We start from the raw sequence: 17,570 nt of genomic DNA on the forward strand, positions 1-17,570 counted from the left end.
TGATTTGTATTTTTGGACCCGTGCATGCCCTTTTGTCTTTCCCGTCGTTGGCCACTGCGCCAAATGATCGTTGCCGCAAGCGTCGCCCTGCTTGTAGCCTGCGCCGAAAAACCTACCGCCGCCGATGCCCAACCACTCCAGACCGCTCCTGCCGTGACCGCTCCAGCCATCGTGCCGCCTGTGGTGCCGACCGGTGAAGACCTGAGCATTGCGCCCACCCAGACCTTCGCCGAATGGCAGGCCGGGTTTCGCAAGGAAGCATTGGCCGCCGGAATCCGTGCCGACCTGTTCGATCGAGCCTTCATTGGCGTCAGCCCGGACATGAGCGTGATCAAGGCCGACCGCAGCCAGCCGGAATTCGCCCGCCCCGTGTGGGAATACCTCGATGGCGCGCTGTCGCCACTGCGGGTGCGCAAAGGCCAGAGCCTGATCGACCAGCACGCCGAAACCCTGCAACGCATCGAACAGCGCTACGGCGTCGATCGCCAGGCCTTGGTGGCGGTGTGGGGCATGGAAAGCAATTTCGGTCAGTTCCAGGGCACCAAGTCGGTGATCAACTCCCTGGCGACCCTGGCTTATGAAGGACGGCGCCCGGGCTTCGCCCATGCGCAACTGATCGCCGCCCTGCAGATCCTGCAGCAGGGTGATATCGCCCCGGAAAAAATGCTCGGCTCCTGGGCTGGCGCCATGGGCCAGACCCAATTCATCCCCACCACCTACAACACCCACGCGGTGGACTTCGACGGTGACGGACGCCGCGACATCTGGGGCAGTGCCACCGACGCCCTGGCTTCGACCGCCCATTACCTGCAGAGCTCGGGCTGGCAACGCGGCCAGCCATGGGGATTTGAAGTGCGACTCAAAGAGGGCTTCAACTACCCCCTCGCCGATGGTGCGATCCGCAAGCCCGTCTCCGAATGGCTGCAATTGGGCGTCAGCCTGCCCAACGGCGGCCAGGTTCCGGCCGGCGCCGAACACCTGTCGGCGGCCCTGCTGCTACCGGCTGGCTATCGCGGCCCGGCGTTCCTGGTCCTCGACAACTTCCGCGCGATTCTCAAGTACAACAACTCTTCGTCCTACGCATTGGCGGTAAGCCTGCTGTCCGAGCGCTTCGCCGGTGCGGGGCTGATCGACGGCCAATGGCCAAAGGATGACCTGCCCCTGAGCCGCAGCGAACGCATCGAATTGCAGACTTTGCTTGGCAAGCATAACTACGACGCCGGTACCCCCGACGGCATCATCGGCGCCAACACTCGCAAGGCCATCCGCAGCGCCCAGCAGTCGTTTGGCTGGCCGGCGGACGGGTACCCGACGCATCAGTTGCTGGAAGGGTTGCGTAACCGCTGAATCGGCTTATGGCGGCTACCGCCATCGCGAGCAAGCTCGCTCCCACAGTTGACCGCGTTCTTTCAGAGAAACGCGGGGCCAATGTGGGAGCGAGCTTGCTCGCGATGACTGACCATCAGGCAACAAAAAATCTAACCCCTGACCACCACGTCCTGCTCCAACACCAACATCTTCTCCCCCGCATCCAGCCTCACCAACGCCCCCATGGGCAACGTCAGGTTCGGATCGCAATGCCCACTGCGCCAGCCGGACAGCACCGGAATGCGCAATGGTTCGAAGGTCTGCTTGAGCAAGCGGTTCAGCGCCTCGATATCGACCCCCGCTATATCCCCCACCAACACGCCACGCAACGTGTGCAACGTGCCGGCCAGTCGCAACTGGGTCAGCAGCCGATCAATGCGATACAGCGGTTCGTTGACGTCTTCAATGAACAGGATCACCCCTTCGGCATCAATCTGATAAGGCGTGCCCATGGTCGCGGCAATCATCGACAGGTTGCCCCCCAGCAGACGCCCGTGGGCGATGCCCGGTTCGACGGTGGTCAAGGGGTAAGCGGCGGGATGGTTCAGCGTGCTGCCGGCCTTCAATTGCCCACGCAGCAGGCTGAAAAATGAGGTGACGGTTGGGGGTTCCTTGTCGCCCAGTAGGTCGGCGTTGAGCAGCGGGCCGTGGAAGGTGACGAACCCGGCGTAACGGCTGATGGCCAGGTGTAGGGCGGTGATGTCGCTGTAGCCGATGAATGGCTTGGGGTTGCGTCTTAGGAGTTCGAAGTCGATGCGGTCCAGCAGGCGTGGTGTGCCGTAGCCGCCGCGTAGGCAGATGATCGCTGCTACTTCAGGGTCGGCGAAGGCGGTGTGCAGGTCGTTGAGACGTACTTCGTCGCTGCCGGCCAGGTAGTTGTCCTTTTCGTAGACGCCTGGGAATATTCGCAGCTCATGACCCCTTGCGCGCATCCATTGGATGGCTTTGGTTGTGTCCAGGGGGGCGGGGCCGGCGGGGGCGATTACGGCGATCAAACCTTCTTGAGGGAGGGCTGGGACGGGGTGGTGTGGGGTTAGGGCCATGGGTTTCCCGGCTTTTTGATCGTGTGTATATCCGTTTTTTGTGTAACGGCCACTTATGGTTCCGCTCTTACAGCGGGTCACTTTTGGAAGAGCCCGGAAGCCGGCCCAGTCAAAAGTAACCAAAAACGCTTTGCCCCACCACTCGGCACCTCGCCTAGGCTCGGTGTGCCCTCACTCCGGCATTGCTCCGTGGGCCCGCCGCGAAGGGCCATCCATGGCCCAGCGCGGCTATCCCGGCATCCATGCCGGGTTGCCCACTGCGCAATGCCTGCGTTCGGCCAGCGTGGTTTAACGGGGCGTCCAGATCAAGATCCAAAACAAAGCAAAGCAAAGCAAGAGCGGGGGGCATGTCCAGCATCTATGTGGCTGAGCCACCGCTATCGCGAGCAAGCTCGCTCCCACATTGGATCTTCAGCGAATACAGAATGCATATGCACCTGCCCCCCCCTGTGGGAGCGAGCTTGCTCGCGATGAGGCCAGCAAGCCCAATATCAATGTGACTGACCCACAGCCATCGCGAGCAAGCCCGCTCCCACAGGAGAAATGCGGTCCCATCAAAAACCAGGTCGGCTATCAGGCCGCCTCGCGATGGACGTTAATCTCGGGCGCCCCGTTAACCACGATGGCTGAACGCAGGCATGCCGAGCCTAGGCGAGGCACCGAGTGGTGGGGCAGGAGCGTTTTGGTTACTTTTGACTGGGCCGGCTTCCGGGCTTTTCAAAAGTGACCCGCTGTAAGAGCGGAACCATAAGCCGCCGTTACGCAAAAAACGGATATACACACCACCCTAAAAACCAACGCTAAAAAATCAGGACCCGAGCAACTCAGCCTTGACCAACTTAGCCTGCTCATCCGCATGATACGAAGACCGCACCAACGGCCCAGAAGCAACGTTCTTGAACCCCATCTTGTACCCTTCCTCAGCAAACCAGGCAAAGGTATCCGGATGCACAAAACGCTGCACCGGCAGGTGACTACGCGAAGGCTGCAGGTACTGCCCCAGGGTCAGCATATCGATGTCATGCTCACGCATGCGCTTCATGACTTCGATGACTTCCTCGTCAGTCTCACCCAGGCCCAGCATCAACCCGGACTTGGTCGGAATGTGCGGCATCATCTGCTTGAAGCGCTGCAGCAAAGTCAACGACCACTGATAATCCGACCCTGGACGCGCAGCCTTGTACAGGCGCGGCACGGTTTCCAGGTTGTGGTTGAACACATCAGGCGGCTCGGCGGCGGTGATTTGCAGGGCGATGTCCATACGGCCACGGTAATCGGGCACCAGGGTTTCCAGCTGGACGTTCGGCGACAGCTTGCGGATTTCGCGGATGCAATCGGCAAAGTGCTGGGCACCGCCGTCACGCAGGTCGTCACGGTCCACCGAGGTGATGACCACGTATTTGAGCTTCAGGTCGGCGATGGCGATGGCCAGGCTTTCTGGCTCATTCACGTCCAAGGGTTTCGGACGCCCGTGGCCGACGTCGCAGAACGGGCAACGACGGGTGCAGATGTCGCCCATGATCATGAACGTGGCGGTGCCGCCGGAGAAGCACTCGCCCAGGTTCGGGCAGGAGGCTTCTTCGCAGACGCTGTGCAGCTTGTGTTTGCGCAGCAGGGCCTTGATCCGGTCGACTTCCGGGGACACCGGGATGCGCACGCGAATCCAGTCGGGCTTCTTCGGCAACTCGGTGGTCGGGATGATCTTGACCGGGATGCGTGCAACCTTTTCGGCGCCGCGCAGCTTGACGCCGGCCTCTACCTTGGCACGCGGGGCCGGACGCTCGGTAACATCCAGCGTCGGGATCATGGTTTGCACTGCATCAGTAGTCATATCAGTCGATTCCGCCCGTAAGGGTCGTCTGCTCAGCATAGTCGAGGTGTTTGACGAGCTGCGCGCGCAGCCGGGCACTTACCTCGGCAAATTCAATCGATCCTGTGTGATCGCGCAGCTGGGTCATCGCCAGCCCCGCGTAGCCACAGGGATTAATCCGTCGAAACGGCGCCAGATCCATGTCCACGTTCAACGCCAGGCCGTGAAACGAACAGCCGTGGCGGATCCGCAGGCCCAGCGAGGCGATTTTCGCCCCGTCGACGTAGACACCCGGCGCATCCGGCTTGGCCGCCGCAGTCACGCCGTAGCTGGCCAGCAGCTCGATCAGGCATGTCTCCATGCGCGTGACCAGCTCGCGTACGCCAAACCCCAGCTTACGCACGTCCAGCAACAGATAGGCAACCAGTTGGCCAGGGCCATGGTAGGTCACCTGCCCGCCGCGGTCGACCTTCACCACCGGAATATCCCCCGGCAGCAACAGGTGCTCGGCCTTGCCGGCCTGGCCCTGGGTGAACACCGGCGGGTGTTCCACCAGCCAGACTTCATCGTCGGCGGTATGACCGCGTTCGTTGGTGAAGCGTTGCATGGCATGCCAGACCGGCTCGTAAGCCATCGTGCCCAGCTCGCGAAAGCCCAGCGTGCCCGGCATCACAACACCATGTGCACGAAACCGGTCGCGCGCAACTCGCTGTTGATGTCGTACAGCTGTTCCTGGCCAGTGGCAATGATGTGCAACTGGATGGTCGTGTACTTGCCGTTGGTACTCTGGCGCTCGGCCAGGGTCTTGTGATCAACGGTGGCATGTTTTTCGAGGATCGCGATGATCCGGTCCTTGAAGCCCACACCGGTGTCGCCAATCACCTTGATCGGATAGTCCGCGCAAGGGAATTCGATTTTTGGCGCATTTACTTCAGAGTCTGTCATGGGGTAACGGCCTCGTAAGCCGTGGTAACGAACATGGCCCCGCGCCGGATCGGAACGGGGCCATGGAGGTCAACACTAGAATCAGTTGAACAAGCCGTAGAAGAATAGACGGATGCTATCCCACATGCGGCGGAAGATACCACCTTCCTCGACCGCGTCCAGAGCGATCAGGTCAGCGCTGTGCACCACTTTGTCGTCCAGTTTGACTTCGACTTTACCGATCACATCACCCTTGGCGATGGGGGCGGTCAGTTGCGGGTTCATGGTCATGCTGGCAGCGAGCTTCTTGAGCTGGCCTTTAGGCAGGGTCATGGTCAGGTCCTGGGCCAAGCCGGCCTTCACCTGATTGGTGGTGCCTTTCCAGACTTGGGCCTGGGCCAGTTCGGTGCCCTTCTGGTAGAAGGTCTGGGTTTCGAAGAAACGGAAACCGTAGGTCAACAGCTTCTGGGTCTCGGCGGCACGGGCCACTTCGCTGCTGGTGCCGAAGACGACGGCGATCAGGCGCATGCCGTCACGGACAGCCGAAGACACCATGCAGTAGCCGGCTTCGTCGGTGTGACCGGTCTTGAGGCCATCGACGGTCTTGTCGCGCCACAGCAGCAGGTTGCGGTTAGGCTGCTTGATGCCATTCCAGAAGAATTCTTTCTGGGAATAGATGGCGTAGTGCGCCGGGTCTTCATGAATGATTGCCCGCGCCAGGATCGCCATGTCGTGCGCCGAGGAGTAGTGCTCGGGGTTCGGCAGGCCGGTGGGGTTCATGAAGTGGGTATTGGTCATGCCCAGGTCGGCGACAGTCTTGTTCATCATGTCGGCGAACGCATCTTCGCTGCCGGCGATGTGCTCCGACAGCGCGACGCTGGCGTCGTTGCCAGACTGGATGATGATGCCGTGCAGCAGGTCGCTGACGGTCACTTGCGAGCCGACCTTGATGAACATCCGCGAACCGCCGGTGCGCCAGGCGTTTTCGCTGACGGTCACCGGATCGTTTTCACCGATCTGGCCGCGACGGATTTCCAGGGTCGCGATGTAGGCGGTCATCAGCTTGGTCAGGCTGGCCGGTGGCAAGCGCTGGTCACCGTTGTTCTCCACCAGCACCTCGCCGCTGCTGGCATCCATGAGCACAAAGGCTTTAGCGGCCAATTGAGGGGGAGCCGGCATCATCTCGACCGCGAACGCGGCCGGTGAGAGCAGCAGCGGGACTAGCAGGCAAAGGCGTTTGGCAAAGGTGGTGATGTTCATCCGTCTCTCGAAATCGCTAATGGGACTGCCCGAAGGCAAAACTAAACAGGCAGCTTTCTAACGAGCTGCCGCGTATTTAAGTTGCTCACTCACAACCCTTGCCGGGCTTTTGTTATTCATGGAGCCAACAACCTGACCCGCTCCTACCGCAAGCGGGCCTCAATCAACTACTCGGCGGTGACCAGGCTCGGCGAACCGAGATTGGCCAGGCGCACACTGTTCTGCACCTGCTGGACCTCACCCGGAGATCCGATCGGCCCCAGGCGCACCCGATGCAGTGTCTGCTGGTTGCGCACGATCGAGCTGATGAACACCGGGGCGCTCACCATCGAGCTGAGCTTGGACCTCAACAGTTCTGCAGCGTCCGGGTTGGCGAATGCGCCCACCTGCAGATACTGGCCAGACGCTGTTGCAGAAGCGTTTTTTTTTGCGTCGAGCTGAACGGGCACTACGGCCGCCGCGTGCTGCTGCGGCGGTGGCGTCCACTGCTCGACCGTACCGGTGGAAGCCGTCACGGTCGGCGCGGCATTTTGCGCCACTTTCGGCTCGTTGAGCATCAAAGGCGCCGGACGGCCGCGCTGGGCCCACCACTCCTGCGGGTCGATGCCTTCGACCTTGACCCGCGCGGTGCCGATTTCAGCGTAACCGAGTTTTTTCGCCGCCGCATACGACAGGTCGATGATGCGGTCGGAGTAGAACGGCCCACGGTCATTGACCCGCAGGATCACGCTCTTGTTGTTGTCCAGGTTGGTCACCCGCACGTAGCTGGGCAGCGGCAAGGTCTTGTGGGCCGCGCTCATGCCATACAGGTCATAGACCTCGCCATTGGCGGTGTTCTGGCCGTGGAACTTGGTGCCGTACCAGGACGCCGTGCCCGACGCGACATAGCGCTTGGAGTCGCTCAGCGGAAAATAGGTCTTGCCCAGCACCGTGTACGGGTTGGCCTTGTAGGGACCGGTGTGCAGGGTCGGCGTCGCGTCGGGAATGCGCGAGACGTCCACGTCCCACCACGGCGCGCCATCCTTGTGGGCCCGGTTGATGTCCAGGCCTGGCGTGGCGCGTACGGCGGTGGAGCCTTTCTGGGTCGGCGCGCGGCTGGTCGAACAACTGACGACCAGCAGCGACAACGCAGCCAACGCCACGAGCTTGAGGGGCTTGGCTTTCAGGGGTTGATAGGTAGGCAATGCCTGCATTATTTGACGCCCCGTGCTTTGACCAGCTCTTCAGACAGTTGATATACAGCCATGGCGTACATCACGCTGCGGTTATAACGCGTAATCGCGTAGAAATTCTTCAGGCCCATCCAATATTCGGGGCCCTGCTCGCCTTCGAGGCGGATCGCGGTGACCAGCATGTCATCACGCAGCGCATCATGACTCGACCAGCCCAGCGCCCGCAACTCCCCGACGGTTTTCGTCGGCTCCAGGCCCTCGGTCAAGCCCTCGTCCACCCGGTCGCCACGTACGTCGGCGCGGCTGACCACCGGCTCACCGGCAGCCCAGCCGTGGCGTTTGAAATAGCTGGCAACACTGCCGATGGCGTCGGTCGGGTTGGTCCAGATATTAATGTGGCCGTCGCCGTCAAAATCCACCGCATAGGCGCGAAAACTGCTGGGCATGAACTGCGGCAAGCCCATGGCTCCAGCGTAGGAGCCCTTGAGCGTCAACGGGTCGACCTGCTCTTCCCGGGCCAACAGGAGGAACTCACGCAGCTCCTTGCGGAAGAACTCGGCGCGCGGCGGGAAATCGAAGCCCAGGGTCGACAGCGCGTCGATCACCCGGAAATTCCCGGTGTTGCGGCCAAAGAAGGTCTCCACGCCAATGATGGACACGATGACCTGGGCCGGTACGCCGTACTCCTGCTCGGCCCGGGCCAGCGCGGCCTCGTGCTGGCGCCAGAAGTCCACGCCCCGGGCGATGCGCGCCTCGGTGATGAACATCGGCCGGTACTCGCTCCACTGCTTGACCCGCTCGGCAGGCCGGGAGATCGCGTCGAGGATCGACTGCTTGCGTTCGGCCTCGCGGAACACCCCCATCAGCTGTTCACCGGCAAACCCGTAGTCGCGGGTCATTTCGCCGACGAATTCGGCCACTTGGGGCGAGCCTTCGTAGTCGCCGGCCAAGGCGTGCGGTGCACCGCCCAGGAAGCCGACCAGGCCAATCCACGGCACATGCCGCGTCGACCAGCCACGCATTGCTTGCATTAAACTCTTCACCTTATTCAAACCTGCGCGATCCACTTGCGATGGGTATGGATCGACATCAAAACCCCAAACGCTGACAGTAGTGTCACCAGCGAAGTTCCTCCGTAGCTAATGAATGGCAACGGCACCCCCACAACCGGCAACAGGCCACTGACCATACCGATGTTGACGAAAACATAAACAAAAAACGTCATGGTCAGGCTGCCCGCGAGCAACTTGCCGAACAATGTCTGGGCCTGGGCGGTGATCACCAACCCGCGACCGATCAGCAGCAGATAGATCAACAGCAAGACGCAGATACCCACCAGGCCGAACTCCTCGCCCATCACGGCGATAATGAAGTCGGTGTGGCTTTCCGGCAAAAAGTCCAGGTGCGATTGAGTGCCCATCAGCCAGCCCTTGCCGAACACCCCGCCGGAGCCGATGGCGGCCTTGGACTGGATGATGTTCCAGCCGGTGCCCAGCGGGTCGCTCTCCGGGTCGAGGAAGGTCAGGATTCGTTGCTTCTGGTAGTCATGCATCACGAAGTACCACATGGCCACCGACACCGGTACGGCGATGGCGATGACGCTGAGGATCCAGCGCCAGCGCAACCCGCCCATGAACAGCACGAAAGCGCCACCGGCCAGGATCAGCAGCGAAGTGCCGAGGTCCGGCTGGCGCACGATCAGGATGAACGGGATACCGATCAGCAACAGGCTGATGCACACATGCTTGAGCTGCGGCGGCAAGGTGCGCTTGGACAGGTACCAGGCGATGGTCGCCGGCATGATGATCTTGAGGAATTCCGAAGGCTGGAAGCGGATCACCCCGGGGATGTTGATCCAGCGCGTGGCGCCCATGGCGTTGTGGCCCATCACGTCCACCACCACCAGCAAGCTCACGCCCACCACATAGGCCAGCGGCACCCAGCGCGCCATGAAGCGCGGCTCGAGCTGGGCGATGACGATCATCGACACCAGGCCGATGCCGAACGAAGTGGCTTGCTTGGCCAGCAAGTCCCAGCTCTTGCCGCTGGCCGAATACAGCACGAACAGGCTACCGGCGGCCAGGGTCAGCAGCAGGATCAGCAGCGGGCCGTCGATGTGCATGCGCTGCAACAGCGTGGCACGTCGGCGCATCACGTCTTCGCTGGAGAGGATCCGGTCGAAATTATTCTTCACGGGCCGTAGCCTCCGCAGTGGTGGGGCTTGCGTATTCAGGCTTGAGCTGGCCGTGCTCATCCAGCAGCCAGGCATCCATGATCTGGCGCACCACCGGCGCGGCGACGCCCGAACCGGACTCACCGTTCTCGACCATCACCGACACGACGATTTTCGGGTTGTCGGCGGGCGCGAAACCGACGAACAAGGCGTGGTCGCGGTGGCGTTCCTGGACCTTGGAGCGGTCGTACTTCTCGCCCTGTTTGATGGCGACGACCTGGGCCGTACCGCTCTTGCCGGCAATGCGGTATTGCGCACCGATGGCCGCCTTGCGCGCGGTGCCTCGGGCACCGTGCATCACCTGCTGCATGCCGTTGTTGACCTTCTGCCAGTCCGACGGATTGTGCAGGATGATGTCCGGCATCGGGTTCGGGTCTACCGGTTTCTGGCCTTCGATGGTCTTGGCCAGGTGCGGGCGGTACCACTTGCCCTTGCTCGCCACCAGGGCCGTGGCCTGGGCCAGTTGCAGCGGTGTGGCCTGCATGTAGCCCTGGCCGATCCCCAGGATCAGGGTTTCACCGGGGAACCACGCCTGGCGACGGGTCGCACGCTTCCACTCCCGGGACGGCATCAGGCCGGGGGACTCTTCGAACATGTCCAGCGAGACTTTCTGGCCGATGCCGAACTTGCCCAAGTAGGACGACAGCCGATCGATCCCCAGCTTATGGGCCAGGTCATAGAAGTAGGTGTCGTTGGACCGCATGATCGCCGTTTCCAGGTCCACATAACCGTCGCCGGTGCGGTTCCAGTTGCGGTACTTGTGGTCATAGTTGGGCAGCATGTAGTAACCCGGGTCATAGACCCGGCTCGAAGCGTTGACCACGCCGGAGTCCAGCCCGGCAATCGCCACGGCCGGCTTGATGGTCGAGCCCGGCGGATACAGGCCGCGCAGTACACGGTTGAACAACGGCCGGTCGATGGAATCGCGCAACTCGGAGTAAGCCTTGAAGCTGATCCCGGTGACGAACAGGTTCGGGTCGAAACTCGGCTGGCTGACCATCGCCAGGACCTCGCCGGTGTTCGGATCCAGCGCCACCACCGCACCACGACGACCGCCCAGCGCCGCTTCGGCGGCTTCCTGCAACTTGATGTCCAGGCTCAGGACGATGTCCTTGCCGGGGATCGGGTCGGTGCGCTTGAGCACGCGCAACACGCGGCCACGGGCGTTGGTCTCGACTTCTTCGTACCCCACCTGGCCATGCAGCTCGGGCTCGTAGAAGCGCTCGATGCCAGTCTTGCCGATATGGTGCGTACCGCTGTAATTGACCGGATCGAGGGTCTTGAGCTCTTTCTCGTTGATCCGCCCCATGTAGCCGACCGAGTGGGCAAAGTGCGCCCCCTGGGGATAATGCCGCACCAACTGCGCCACCACCTCGACGCCGGGCAGGCGGAACTGGTTCACGGCGATCAGGGCGATCTGCTCTTCGGTCAGCTCGAACAGGATCGGCACCGGCTCGAACGGCCGTCGGCCCTGGCGCATGCGCTTCTCGAAGATCGCCCGATCCTCGGGCGTCAGCTGCAGCACTTCGACGATCACGTCGAGCACATGCTGCCAATCCCCGGAGCGCTCGCGGGTCATGCTCAGGCTGAAGCTGGGGCGGTTATCCGCCACTACCACGCCATTACGGTCGAAAATCAGCCCGCGGGTCGGCGGAATCGGTTGCACATGCACCCGGTTGTTTTCCGACAGGGTCGAGTGGTACTCGTACTGGATCACCTGGAGGAAATACAGCCGCGCGATCAGCACGCCGATCAGCGTCACTACCGTGATGGCGCCGAACACGACGCGGCCTCGCACCAGGCGGGCGTCTTTTTCGTGGTCCTTGATGCGGATCGGCTGGGGCATGAGGGCAGGATTACTTGTGATAAGGGTGCCCGGACAGGACTGTCCAGGCACGATACAACTGTTCGCCGATCAGGATCCGCACCAGCGGGTGCGGCAACGTCAACGGCGACAACGACCAACGCTGATCGGCCCGGGCACAGACTTCCGGTGCCAGCCCTTCCGGGCCGCCGACCATGAAATTGACCGTGCGCGAATCCAGCCGCCAGCGATCGAGTTCCACCGCCAGTTGCTCGGTGCTCCAGGGCTTGCCGTGGACTTCGAGGGTGACGATGCGCTCGTTCGGCCCGACCTTGGCCAGCATGGCTTCGCCTTCCTGGCGAATAAAGCGCGCCACATCGGCGTTCTTGCCACGGGTATTGAGCGGAATTTCCACCAGTTCCAGGGCCAGCTCGGATGGAAGACGCTTGGCATATTCATGCCAGCCTTCTTCCACCCACTTGGGCATGCGAGAACCGACAGCGATCAGGCGCAGTCGCACAGCGGTCCCTTATTGCTGGTCTTTGTTGAGCTTGGTGAAATGCTCATGGGTGTTTTCCGGGCTGTGATGCGCGGCGCTGGCCGAACGGCTCTGCTCGGCACCAGCCCACAGGCGCTCCAGGTCATAGAACTGGCGCGCCGAGGCGGTCATCATGTGCACGATGACGTCGTCCATATCCAGCAGCACCCAGTCGCTGTCGCCCTTGCCTTCTTCACCCAGCGGCTTGACGCCCTGGGCCTTGACCGCTTCGCGGACCTTATCCAGCATCGCGCCGATCTGGCGGTTGGAGGTACCGGTGGCGATGATCATGTAGTCCGTGATGCTCTGCTTTTCACGAACGTCGATCACCTGGATGTCCTGGGCCTTGACGTCTTCCAGGGCCGCCACGGCCACCTTGACCAGCTCGTCGCCGGCCAGTGCCACGCCGGTATGGGCCTCTACAGGCAGCGGAGCGCTTTTGAACGTGCCTTTGCGCTTTACTTTGTTTACGTCTTTGTCAGTCATATAAAACTCGTTTTGCTCGTATGTTCGGGCGCTTCGCTACACGCATTCACGTGCCTTGAAGCGCGCCTTTTTCAGTTCGACGCACGGTACAGCCCGTGCGCATCGATGTAGGCCAGGACCGCGTCGGGCACCAGGAAACGTACCGACTTACCGCTGGCCAGCAGTTGACGGATCTGGGTGGCGGATACCGCGAGCGGCGTCTGCCAGACGAATGCAATCTGTCCGCTCGGCCCTTTCAGGGCCAGCGGGTCGCTCACCGAGCGGGCCGCCAGCAGGTTGCGCAAGGCATCCGGCGGCTCGCTGTCGGCATCCGGGCGTTGCAGCACCAGGATGTGGCAATGCTGGAGCAACTCTTCCCAGCGATGCCAAGTGGGCAGGCCGCAAAATGCGTCCCAGCCCAGAAGCAGAAAAACCTGGGCATCGGCGGCCAGTTCGGCGCGCATCAGCTCCAGGGTATCAATGGTGTAGGACGGCTTGTCCCGCTGCAATTCGCGGGCGTCCACCACCAACGGCGCCACACCGGCCACCGCGCACTCGACCATCGCCAGACGGTCCTGCGCCGACACCTGTGGCGTATCCCGGTGAGGCGGCCTGGCGCTGGGCGTCAGGCGTAGCTCATCGAGGGCCAGGGCATCGGCGACTTCCAGCGCACCGCGCAAATGGCCGATGTGCACCGGGTCGAACGTTCCACCCAGGATACCGATGCGCCGGGGCGGGGTTGTCGTCACTGCGGCTGACGGGTCGAGATCGCCCAAGTCAGGCCGGCTCCTGTCCGCGCAACTGGCCGTCACCGACCACGATGTACTTCTCGCAGGTCAAGCCTTCCAGACCGACCGGGCCGCGGGCGTGCAGCTTATCAGTAGAAATGCCGATCTCGGCACCCAATCCGTATTCAAAGCCGTCGGCGAAGCAGGTCGGGGTGTTGATCATCACCGACGCCGAGTCCACTTCGGCCACGAAGCGCCGGGTTTCCCCGAGGTTTTCACTGACGATGGAGTCGGTGTGGTGCGAGCCGTGGCGATTGATATGGTCGATGGCCTGGTCGAGCCCGTCGACCACGCGGATCGACAGGATCGGCGCCAGGTATTCGGTGTCCCAGTCTTCTTCAGTGGCGGCTACCGCCTCGATGATCGCCCGGGTGCGCTCGCAACCGCGCAGCTCGACGCCTTTTTCGCGGAACTGGGCCGCCATCGACGGCAGGAAGGCCTGGGCAACGGCCTGGTCCACCAGCAGGGTTTCCATCGCGCCACAGATGCCATAACGGTAGGTCTTGGCGTTGAAGGCGATGCGCTGGGCTTTCGGCAGCTCGGCGTGAGCGCTGACGTAGACGTGGCAGATGCCGTCCAGGTGCTTGATCACCGGTACGCGGGCATCGCGGCTGACCCGCTCGATCAGGCCCTTGCCACCACGCGGCACGATGACGTCGACGAACTCGGGCATGCTGATCAGCGCACCAACCGCGGCGCGGTCGGTGGTTTCCACCACTTGCACCACGGCGGCCGGCAGATCGGCTTCGGCCAGGCCGCGCTGGATGCAGGCGGCAATGGCACGGTTGGAATGGATCGCCTCGGAACCGCCACGCAGGATGGTCGCGTTACCCGACTTCAGGCACAGGCTCGCGGCGTCGATGGTCACGTTCGGCCGCGACTCGTAGATGATCCCGACCACGCCCAGGGGCACGCGCATCTTGCCGACCTGAATGCCCGACGGCCGATAGCTCATGTCACGAATCGCCCCGACCGGGTCCGGCAACGCCGCGACCTGGCGCAGGCCGACGATCATGCCGTCGATGCGGGCCGGGGTCAGCGCCAGGCGCTCGAGCATGGCCGGTTCGAGACCATTGGCCCGACCAGCGGCCAGGTCCAGCTCGTTGGCGGCGGACAACTCGGCGCGCGCAGCGTCCAGCGCATTGGCGGCGGCCTGCAGGGCGCGGTTTTTCTGCGCGGTGCTGGCACGGCCGATGATGCGCGACGCTTCACGAGCGGCGCGACCCAGGCGGGTCATGTAGTCAAGAACGGACTCAGTCATGGTCTGTGTGGTCTTGGCAAAGAGGAAAGCGGCAGATTATAGCTGTCGTAACCCGCGACTAACAGCATGGACTCGCAGTGGTGACCGGCGGAGGCGCAAAACTTGCGCAATTTGCCGGTGTTCAGCGGTGATTAAGCTTTCCATTGCTATCATCGCGCTTCCTTTGGCCTCACTTCGTTTATCGCCATGACCGATTTGCCTCAATCGCCAAACGCCTTGCCCCATGCTTTTTTTGATCGCGATGCCCAGGTGCTGGCCCGTGACCTGCTGGGCAAAGTCATCCGTCACAAGGTCGGCGAGCTGTGGCTCAGCGCGCGGATCATCGAGACCGAAGCCTATTACTTCGCCGAAAAGGGCAGCCACGCGTCGCTGGGCTACACGGAAAAACGTAAGGCTTTGTTTCTGGATGGCGGCCACATCTATATGTATTACGCCCGGGGTGGCGATTCGCTGAATTTCAGCGCCCAGGGGCCCGGCAATGCGGTACTGATCAAATCGGCGTACCCGTGGGTCGACGCCGTTTGCGGCCCGGCGAGCCTGGCGCAGATGCTGCTGAACAACCCCGACGCCCAGGGCCGGCCACGCACACCGCAGAAACTCTGCGCCGGCCAGACCTTGCTGTGCAAGGCATTGGGGCTGAAAGTGCCGGACTGGGACGCCAAACGCTTCGACCCCGAGCGCTTGTTGGTGGAAGACGTCGGCGTGCCGACGGTCAATGCGATCCAGACCACCCGCCTGGGCATCCCCCAGGGACGGGACGAACACCTGCCCTACCGCTTCGTCGACGCCGCCTACGCGCCGTGGTGCACCAGGAACCCGTTGCGGCGCGGGCAGGTCGAAGGGCGGGATTATTTTTTGCTTTCATGATCGACACATTTCACTGTGGGAGCGAGCCTGCTCGCGATCGCGTCAGATCAGCAGAATGGGTATCGACTGACACACCGTTATCGCGAGCAAGCTCGCTCCCACAGTTGATTTTCAGTGGCCACAGGTTTTGTGCTCACAACAAGCCCCCCAGTGGGAGCGAGCTTGCTCGCGATGGCGTCAGGTCAGCAGAATGGGGGTTGACTGATACACCGCAATCGCGAGCAAGCTCGCTGCCACAGTTGATTTTCAGTGGCCACAGGTTTTGTGCTCACAACAAGCCCCCCTGTGGGAGCGAGCCTGCTCGCGATGGCGTCAGGTCAGCAGAATGGGGGTTGACTGATACACCGTTATCGCGAGCAAGCTCGCTCCCACAGTTGATTTTCAGTGGCCACAGGTTTTGTGCTCACAACAAGCCCCCCCAGTGGGAGCGAGCTTGCTCGCGATGGCGTCAGGTCAGCAGAATGGGGGTTGACTGATACACCGCTATCGCGAGCAAGCTCGCTGCCACAGGAGTTTCGGTGCATGCCGCTTACTGTTCAATGGAGTTGTATTTATGGGCCCATGGCTCGATAGCATCACCGGCTGGCTGACACTCAACCCGCAATGGCTGGCGGTGGCGGTGTTCATCGTCGCCTGTGTGGAGTGCCTGGCCATCGCCGGGTTGATCGTGCCAGGGACCGTGCTGTTGTTTGCGATAGCGGTACTGGCCGGCAGCGGCGCGTTGTCCTTGGGCGAGACGTTGCTGCTGGGCCTGCTCGGTGGCTTGCTGGGGGATCTGGTGTCGTACTTCCTGGGCCGGCACTTCCACCAGAACATCCGGCGCCTGCCGGGGTTGCGGCATCATCCGGAATGGATGGCTGCGGCGGAAAACTATTTCCAGCGCTACGGCATCGCCAGCCTGCTGGTGGGCCGTTTTATCGGCCCTCTCAGGCCGATGTTGCCGATGGTGGCCGGGATGTGCGACATGCCGTTCCCGCGTTTTGCCGCCGTCAGCGTGCTGGCCGCGACCGGCTGGACCGTGGCGTACCTGCTGCCGGGCTGGGCCACCGGGGCGGCGTTCCGCCTGCCACTGCCCGAAGGTTTCTGGCCACAGGCCGGTGTCGTCATCGGCAGCATCGCAGTGATGATCGGGCTGAGCGTCAACAGCAGCTTGCGCCGCCATCGCCATGCCTCGGCGCTGATCGCCGGCCTGGGCCTGGTGATCCTGACCGGCCTGTTCATCGGCTTTCGCTACCTGACGGCCTTCGACCAGGGCCTGGTGGCGCTGGTCCAGGAGCATCGCAGCGTGACGCTGGACGAAATCGCCGTGACCTTCACGCTGATCGGCGAATTCCGCAACATGCTGATTTTCAGCGCCCTGCTCACCGGTTTGCTGCTCCTGGCACGCCAATGGCGCCAGGCAATCTTCGCCGGCGGCACGATGCTGCTCACGTCCCTGGCCAATACCGGCAGCAAACATTTCTTCGCCCGCGTACGCCCGGAAATCCTCACCGACCCACTGACCAGCTACAGCATGCCCAGCGGCCATGCCTCCGGCGCATTCGCGCTGTTCCTGAGCCTCGCCATCCTGGCCGGGCGCGGACAACCACCGCGCATGCGCCTGACCTGGCTGCTACTCGCCTGCCTGCCGGCGCTGGCCATTGCCCTCTCGCGGGTGTACCTGGGGGCTCACTGGCCGAGCGACGTCGTCGCCGGCGCCATGCTCGCCGCCTGTGTCTGCGCCGCGGTCCTGTGGTTGAGCCAGCGCCAGACGCCACTGCCGGCCATGCCGCCGAAAATCTGGTGGCTGATATTGCCGGCGCTGGTGGCGGTGTTCAGCTTCTTCGCGCTGCGGCATCTGCCCCATGCGATGTTGCGGTATGCCTATTGAAACCAGGCTCGCTTCCACAAGAGATCCGTGGCGAACACCGAGTCTGTGGGCACTGGAGCCCCCCCCTGTGGGAGCGAGCTTGCTCGCGATGACGGCGACACATCCAACATCACTGCAACTGACCCACCGCTATCGCGAGCAAGCTCGCTCCCACAGGGGATCAGCGC

The 17,570-nt window shown here is 62.6% G+C and carries 16 protein-coding genes; 3 read left to right on the forward strand and 13 right to left on the reverse strand.

All coding sequences use genetic code 11. From position 1 onward, the window contains the following. Positions 1–24 precede the first annotated feature (24 nt). Positions 25–1,347, forward strand: coding sequence for a lytic murein transglycosylase (locus tag SGN16_RS25655; protein ID WP_210641192.1), 1,323 nt, complete (start codon positions 25–27; stop codon positions 1,345–1,347). A gap of 131 nt (positions 1,348–1,478) precedes the next feature. On the opposite strand, the gene SGN16_RS25660 is transcribed toward SGN16_RS25655, so the two are convergent. From SGN16_RS25660 to SGN16_RS25720, 13 genes are all read right to left on the reverse strand, one after another. Beyond that, positions 1,479–2,411, reverse strand: a complete 933-nt coding sequence (locus SGN16_RS25660) for an LD-carboxypeptidase (protein ID WP_335945874.1) — start codon at positions 2,409–2,411, stop codon at positions 1,479–1,481. An 808-nt stretch (positions 2,412–3,219) separates the two neighbouring features. After that, the gene (lipA, locus tag SGN16_RS25665; protein WP_160893675.1) at positions 3,220–4,218 is read right to left on the reverse strand and encodes a lipoyl synthase; all 999 of its coding nucleotides are present in this window, start codon (positions 4,216–4,218) and stop codon (positions 3,220–3,222) included. Between the two features lie 25 nt (positions 4,219–4,243). Beyond that, positions 4,244–4,891, reverse strand: coding sequence for a lipoyl(octanoyl) transferase LipB (gene lipB, locus SGN16_RS25670; RefSeq protein ID WP_335945873.1), 648 nt, complete (start codon positions 4,889–4,891; stop codon positions 4,244–4,246). After that, positions 4,891–5,166: a DUF493 domain-containing protein gene (locus tag SGN16_RS25675; protein WP_025215644.1), complete on the reverse strand. Its 276-nt coding sequence runs from the start codon at positions 5,164–5,166 to the stop codon at positions 4,891–4,893. The genes lipB and SGN16_RS25675 overlap by 1 nt, the downstream gene beginning before the upstream one ends. Positions 5,167–5,247: 81 nt before the next feature. Then, entirely contained in the window at positions 5,248–6,405 is a 1,158-nt protein-coding gene (locus tag SGN16_RS25680) for a D-alanyl-D-alanine carboxypeptidase family protein (RefSeq protein ID WP_210641196.1), read from the reverse strand. A gap of 167 nt (positions 6,406–6,572) precedes the next feature. Then, the gene (locus tag SGN16_RS25685; protein WP_210641198.1) at positions 6,573–7,598 is read right to left on the reverse strand and encodes a septal ring lytic transglycosylase RlpA family protein; all 1,026 of its coding nucleotides are present in this window, start codon (positions 7,596–7,598) and stop codon (positions 6,573–6,575) included. Next, complete coding sequence (mltB, locus tag SGN16_RS25690; protein WP_210641200.1) at positions 7,598–8,608, reverse strand: lytic murein transglycosylase B; 1,011 nt, start codon at positions 8,606–8,608, stop codon at positions 7,598–7,600. The genes SGN16_RS25685 and mltB overlap by 1 nt, the downstream gene beginning before the upstream one ends. A gap of 17 nt (positions 8,609–8,625) precedes the next feature. After that, positions 8,626–9,729: a rod shape-determining protein RodA gene (gene rodA, locus SGN16_RS25695; protein ID WP_167659400.1), complete on the reverse strand. Its 1,104-nt coding sequence runs from the start codon at positions 9,727–9,729 to the stop codon at positions 8,626–8,628. A gap of 31 nt (positions 9,730–9,760) precedes the next feature. Beyond that, positions 9,761–11,656, reverse strand: coding sequence for a penicillin-binding protein 2 (gene mrdA / locus SGN16_RS25700; RefSeq protein WP_210641202.1), 1,896 nt, complete (start codon positions 11,654–11,656; stop codon positions 9,761–9,763). A 10-nt stretch (positions 11,657–11,666) separates the two neighbouring features. Then, the gene (rlmH, locus tag SGN16_RS25705) at positions 11,667–12,134 is read right to left on the reverse strand and encodes a 23S rRNA (pseudouridine(1915)-N(3))-methyltransferase RlmH (RefSeq protein ID WP_003185785.1); all 468 of its coding nucleotides are present in this window, start codon (positions 12,132–12,134) and stop codon (positions 11,667–11,669) included. A gap of 9 nt (positions 12,135–12,143) precedes the next feature. Then, entirely contained in the window at positions 12,144–12,638 is a 495-nt protein-coding gene (rsfS, locus tag SGN16_RS25710) for a ribosome silencing factor (protein ID WP_335945870.1), read from the reverse strand. 71 nt (positions 12,639–12,709) lie between these two features. Then, positions 12,710–13,393: a nicotinate-nucleotide adenylyltransferase gene (nadD, locus tag SGN16_RS25715; protein ID WP_025215651.1), complete on the reverse strand. Its 684-nt coding sequence runs from the start codon at positions 13,391–13,393 to the stop codon at positions 12,710–12,712. Between the two features lies 1 nt (position 13,394). After that, positions 13,395–14,666, reverse strand: a complete 1,272-nt coding sequence (locus SGN16_RS25720) for a glutamate-5-semialdehyde dehydrogenase (protein ID WP_210641211.1) — start codon at positions 14,664–14,666, stop codon at positions 13,395–13,397. A gap of 186 nt (positions 14,667–14,852) precedes the next feature. On the opposite strand from SGN16_RS25720, the gene SGN16_RS25725 reads away from it, so the two are divergent. Together SGN16_RS25725 and SGN16_RS25730 are read left to right on the forward strand one after the other, a co-directional pair. Continuing rightward, positions 14,853–15,533, forward strand: a complete 681-nt coding sequence (locus SGN16_RS25725; RefSeq protein ID WP_210641213.1) for a DNA-3-methyladenine glycosylase — start codon at positions 14,853–14,855, stop codon at positions 15,531–15,533. Between the two features lie 553 nt (positions 15,534–16,086). Continuing rightward, complete coding sequence (locus SGN16_RS25730; protein WP_335945951.1) at positions 16,087–17,403, forward strand: bifunctional DedA family/phosphatase PAP2 family protein; 1,317 nt, start codon at positions 16,087–16,089, stop codon at positions 17,401–17,403. The last annotated feature ends 167 nt before the right edge of the window (positions 17,404–17,570 follow it).

It is taken from the genome of Pseudomonas sp. G166 (assembly GCF_037027455.2).
Taxonomy (GTDB): Bacteria; Pseudomonadota; Gammaproteobacteria; order Pseudomonadales; family Pseudomonadaceae; genus Aquipseudomonas.

What these genes read in the sequence shown, in the direction of transcription:
- mrdA (WP_210641202.1), bottom strand. Translation starts at nt 11,656, where the DNA reads ATGCCCCAGCCGATCCGCATCAAGGACCACGAAAAAGACGCCCGCCTG.
- mltB (WP_210641200.1), bottom strand. Translation starts at nt 8,608, where the DNA reads ATGCAAGCAATGCGTGGCTGGTCGACGCGGCATGTGCCGTGGATTGGC.
- SGN16_RS25725 (WP_210641213.1), top strand. Translation starts at nt 14,853, where the DNA reads ATGACCGATTTGCCTCAATCGCCAAACGCCTTGCCCCATGCTTTTTTT.
- SGN16_RS25655 (WP_210641192.1), top strand. Translation starts at nt 25, where the DNA reads ATGCCCTTTTGTCTTTCCCGTCGTTGGCCACTGCGCCAAATGATCGTT.
- SGN16_RS25660 (WP_335945874.1), bottom strand. Translation starts at nt 2,411, where the DNA reads ATGGCCCTAACCCCACACCACCCCGTCCCAGCCCTCCCTCAAGAAGGT.
- SGN16_RS25685 (WP_210641198.1), bottom strand. Translation starts at nt 7,598, where the DNA reads ATGCAGGCATTGCCTACCTATCAACCCCTGAAAGCCAAGCCCCTCAAG.
- rsfS (WP_335945870.1), bottom strand. Translation starts at nt 12,638, where the DNA reads ATGACTGACAAAGACGTAAACAAAGTAAAGCGCAAAGGCACGTTCAAA.
- SGN16_RS25680 (WP_210641196.1), bottom strand. Translation starts at nt 6,405, where the DNA reads ATGAACATCACCACCTTTGCCAAACGCCTTTGCCTGCTAGTCCCGCTG.
- lipB (WP_335945873.1), bottom strand. Translation starts at nt 4,891, where the DNA reads ATGCCGGGCACGCTGGGCTTTCGCGAGCTGGGCACGATGGCTTACGAG.
- rodA (WP_167659400.1), bottom strand. Translation starts at nt 9,729, where the DNA reads ATGCGCCGACGTGCCACGCTGTTGCAGCGCATGCACATCGACGGCCCG.
- SGN16_RS25675 (WP_025215644.1), bottom strand. Translation starts at nt 5,166, where the DNA reads ATGACAGACTCTGAAGTAAATGCGCCAAAAATCGAATTCCCTTGCGCG.
- SGN16_RS25720 (WP_210641211.1), bottom strand. Translation starts at nt 14,666, where the DNA reads ATGACTGAGTCCGTTCTTGACTACATGACCCGCCTGGGTCGCGCCGCT.
- lipA (WP_160893675.1), bottom strand. Translation starts at nt 4,218, where the DNA reads ATGATCCCGACGCTGGATGTTACCGAGCGTCCGGCCCCGCGTGCCAAG.
- SGN16_RS25730 (WP_335945951.1), top strand. Translation starts at nt 16,087, where the DNA reads ATGGGCCCATGGCTCGATAGCATCACCGGCTGGCTGACACTCAACCCG.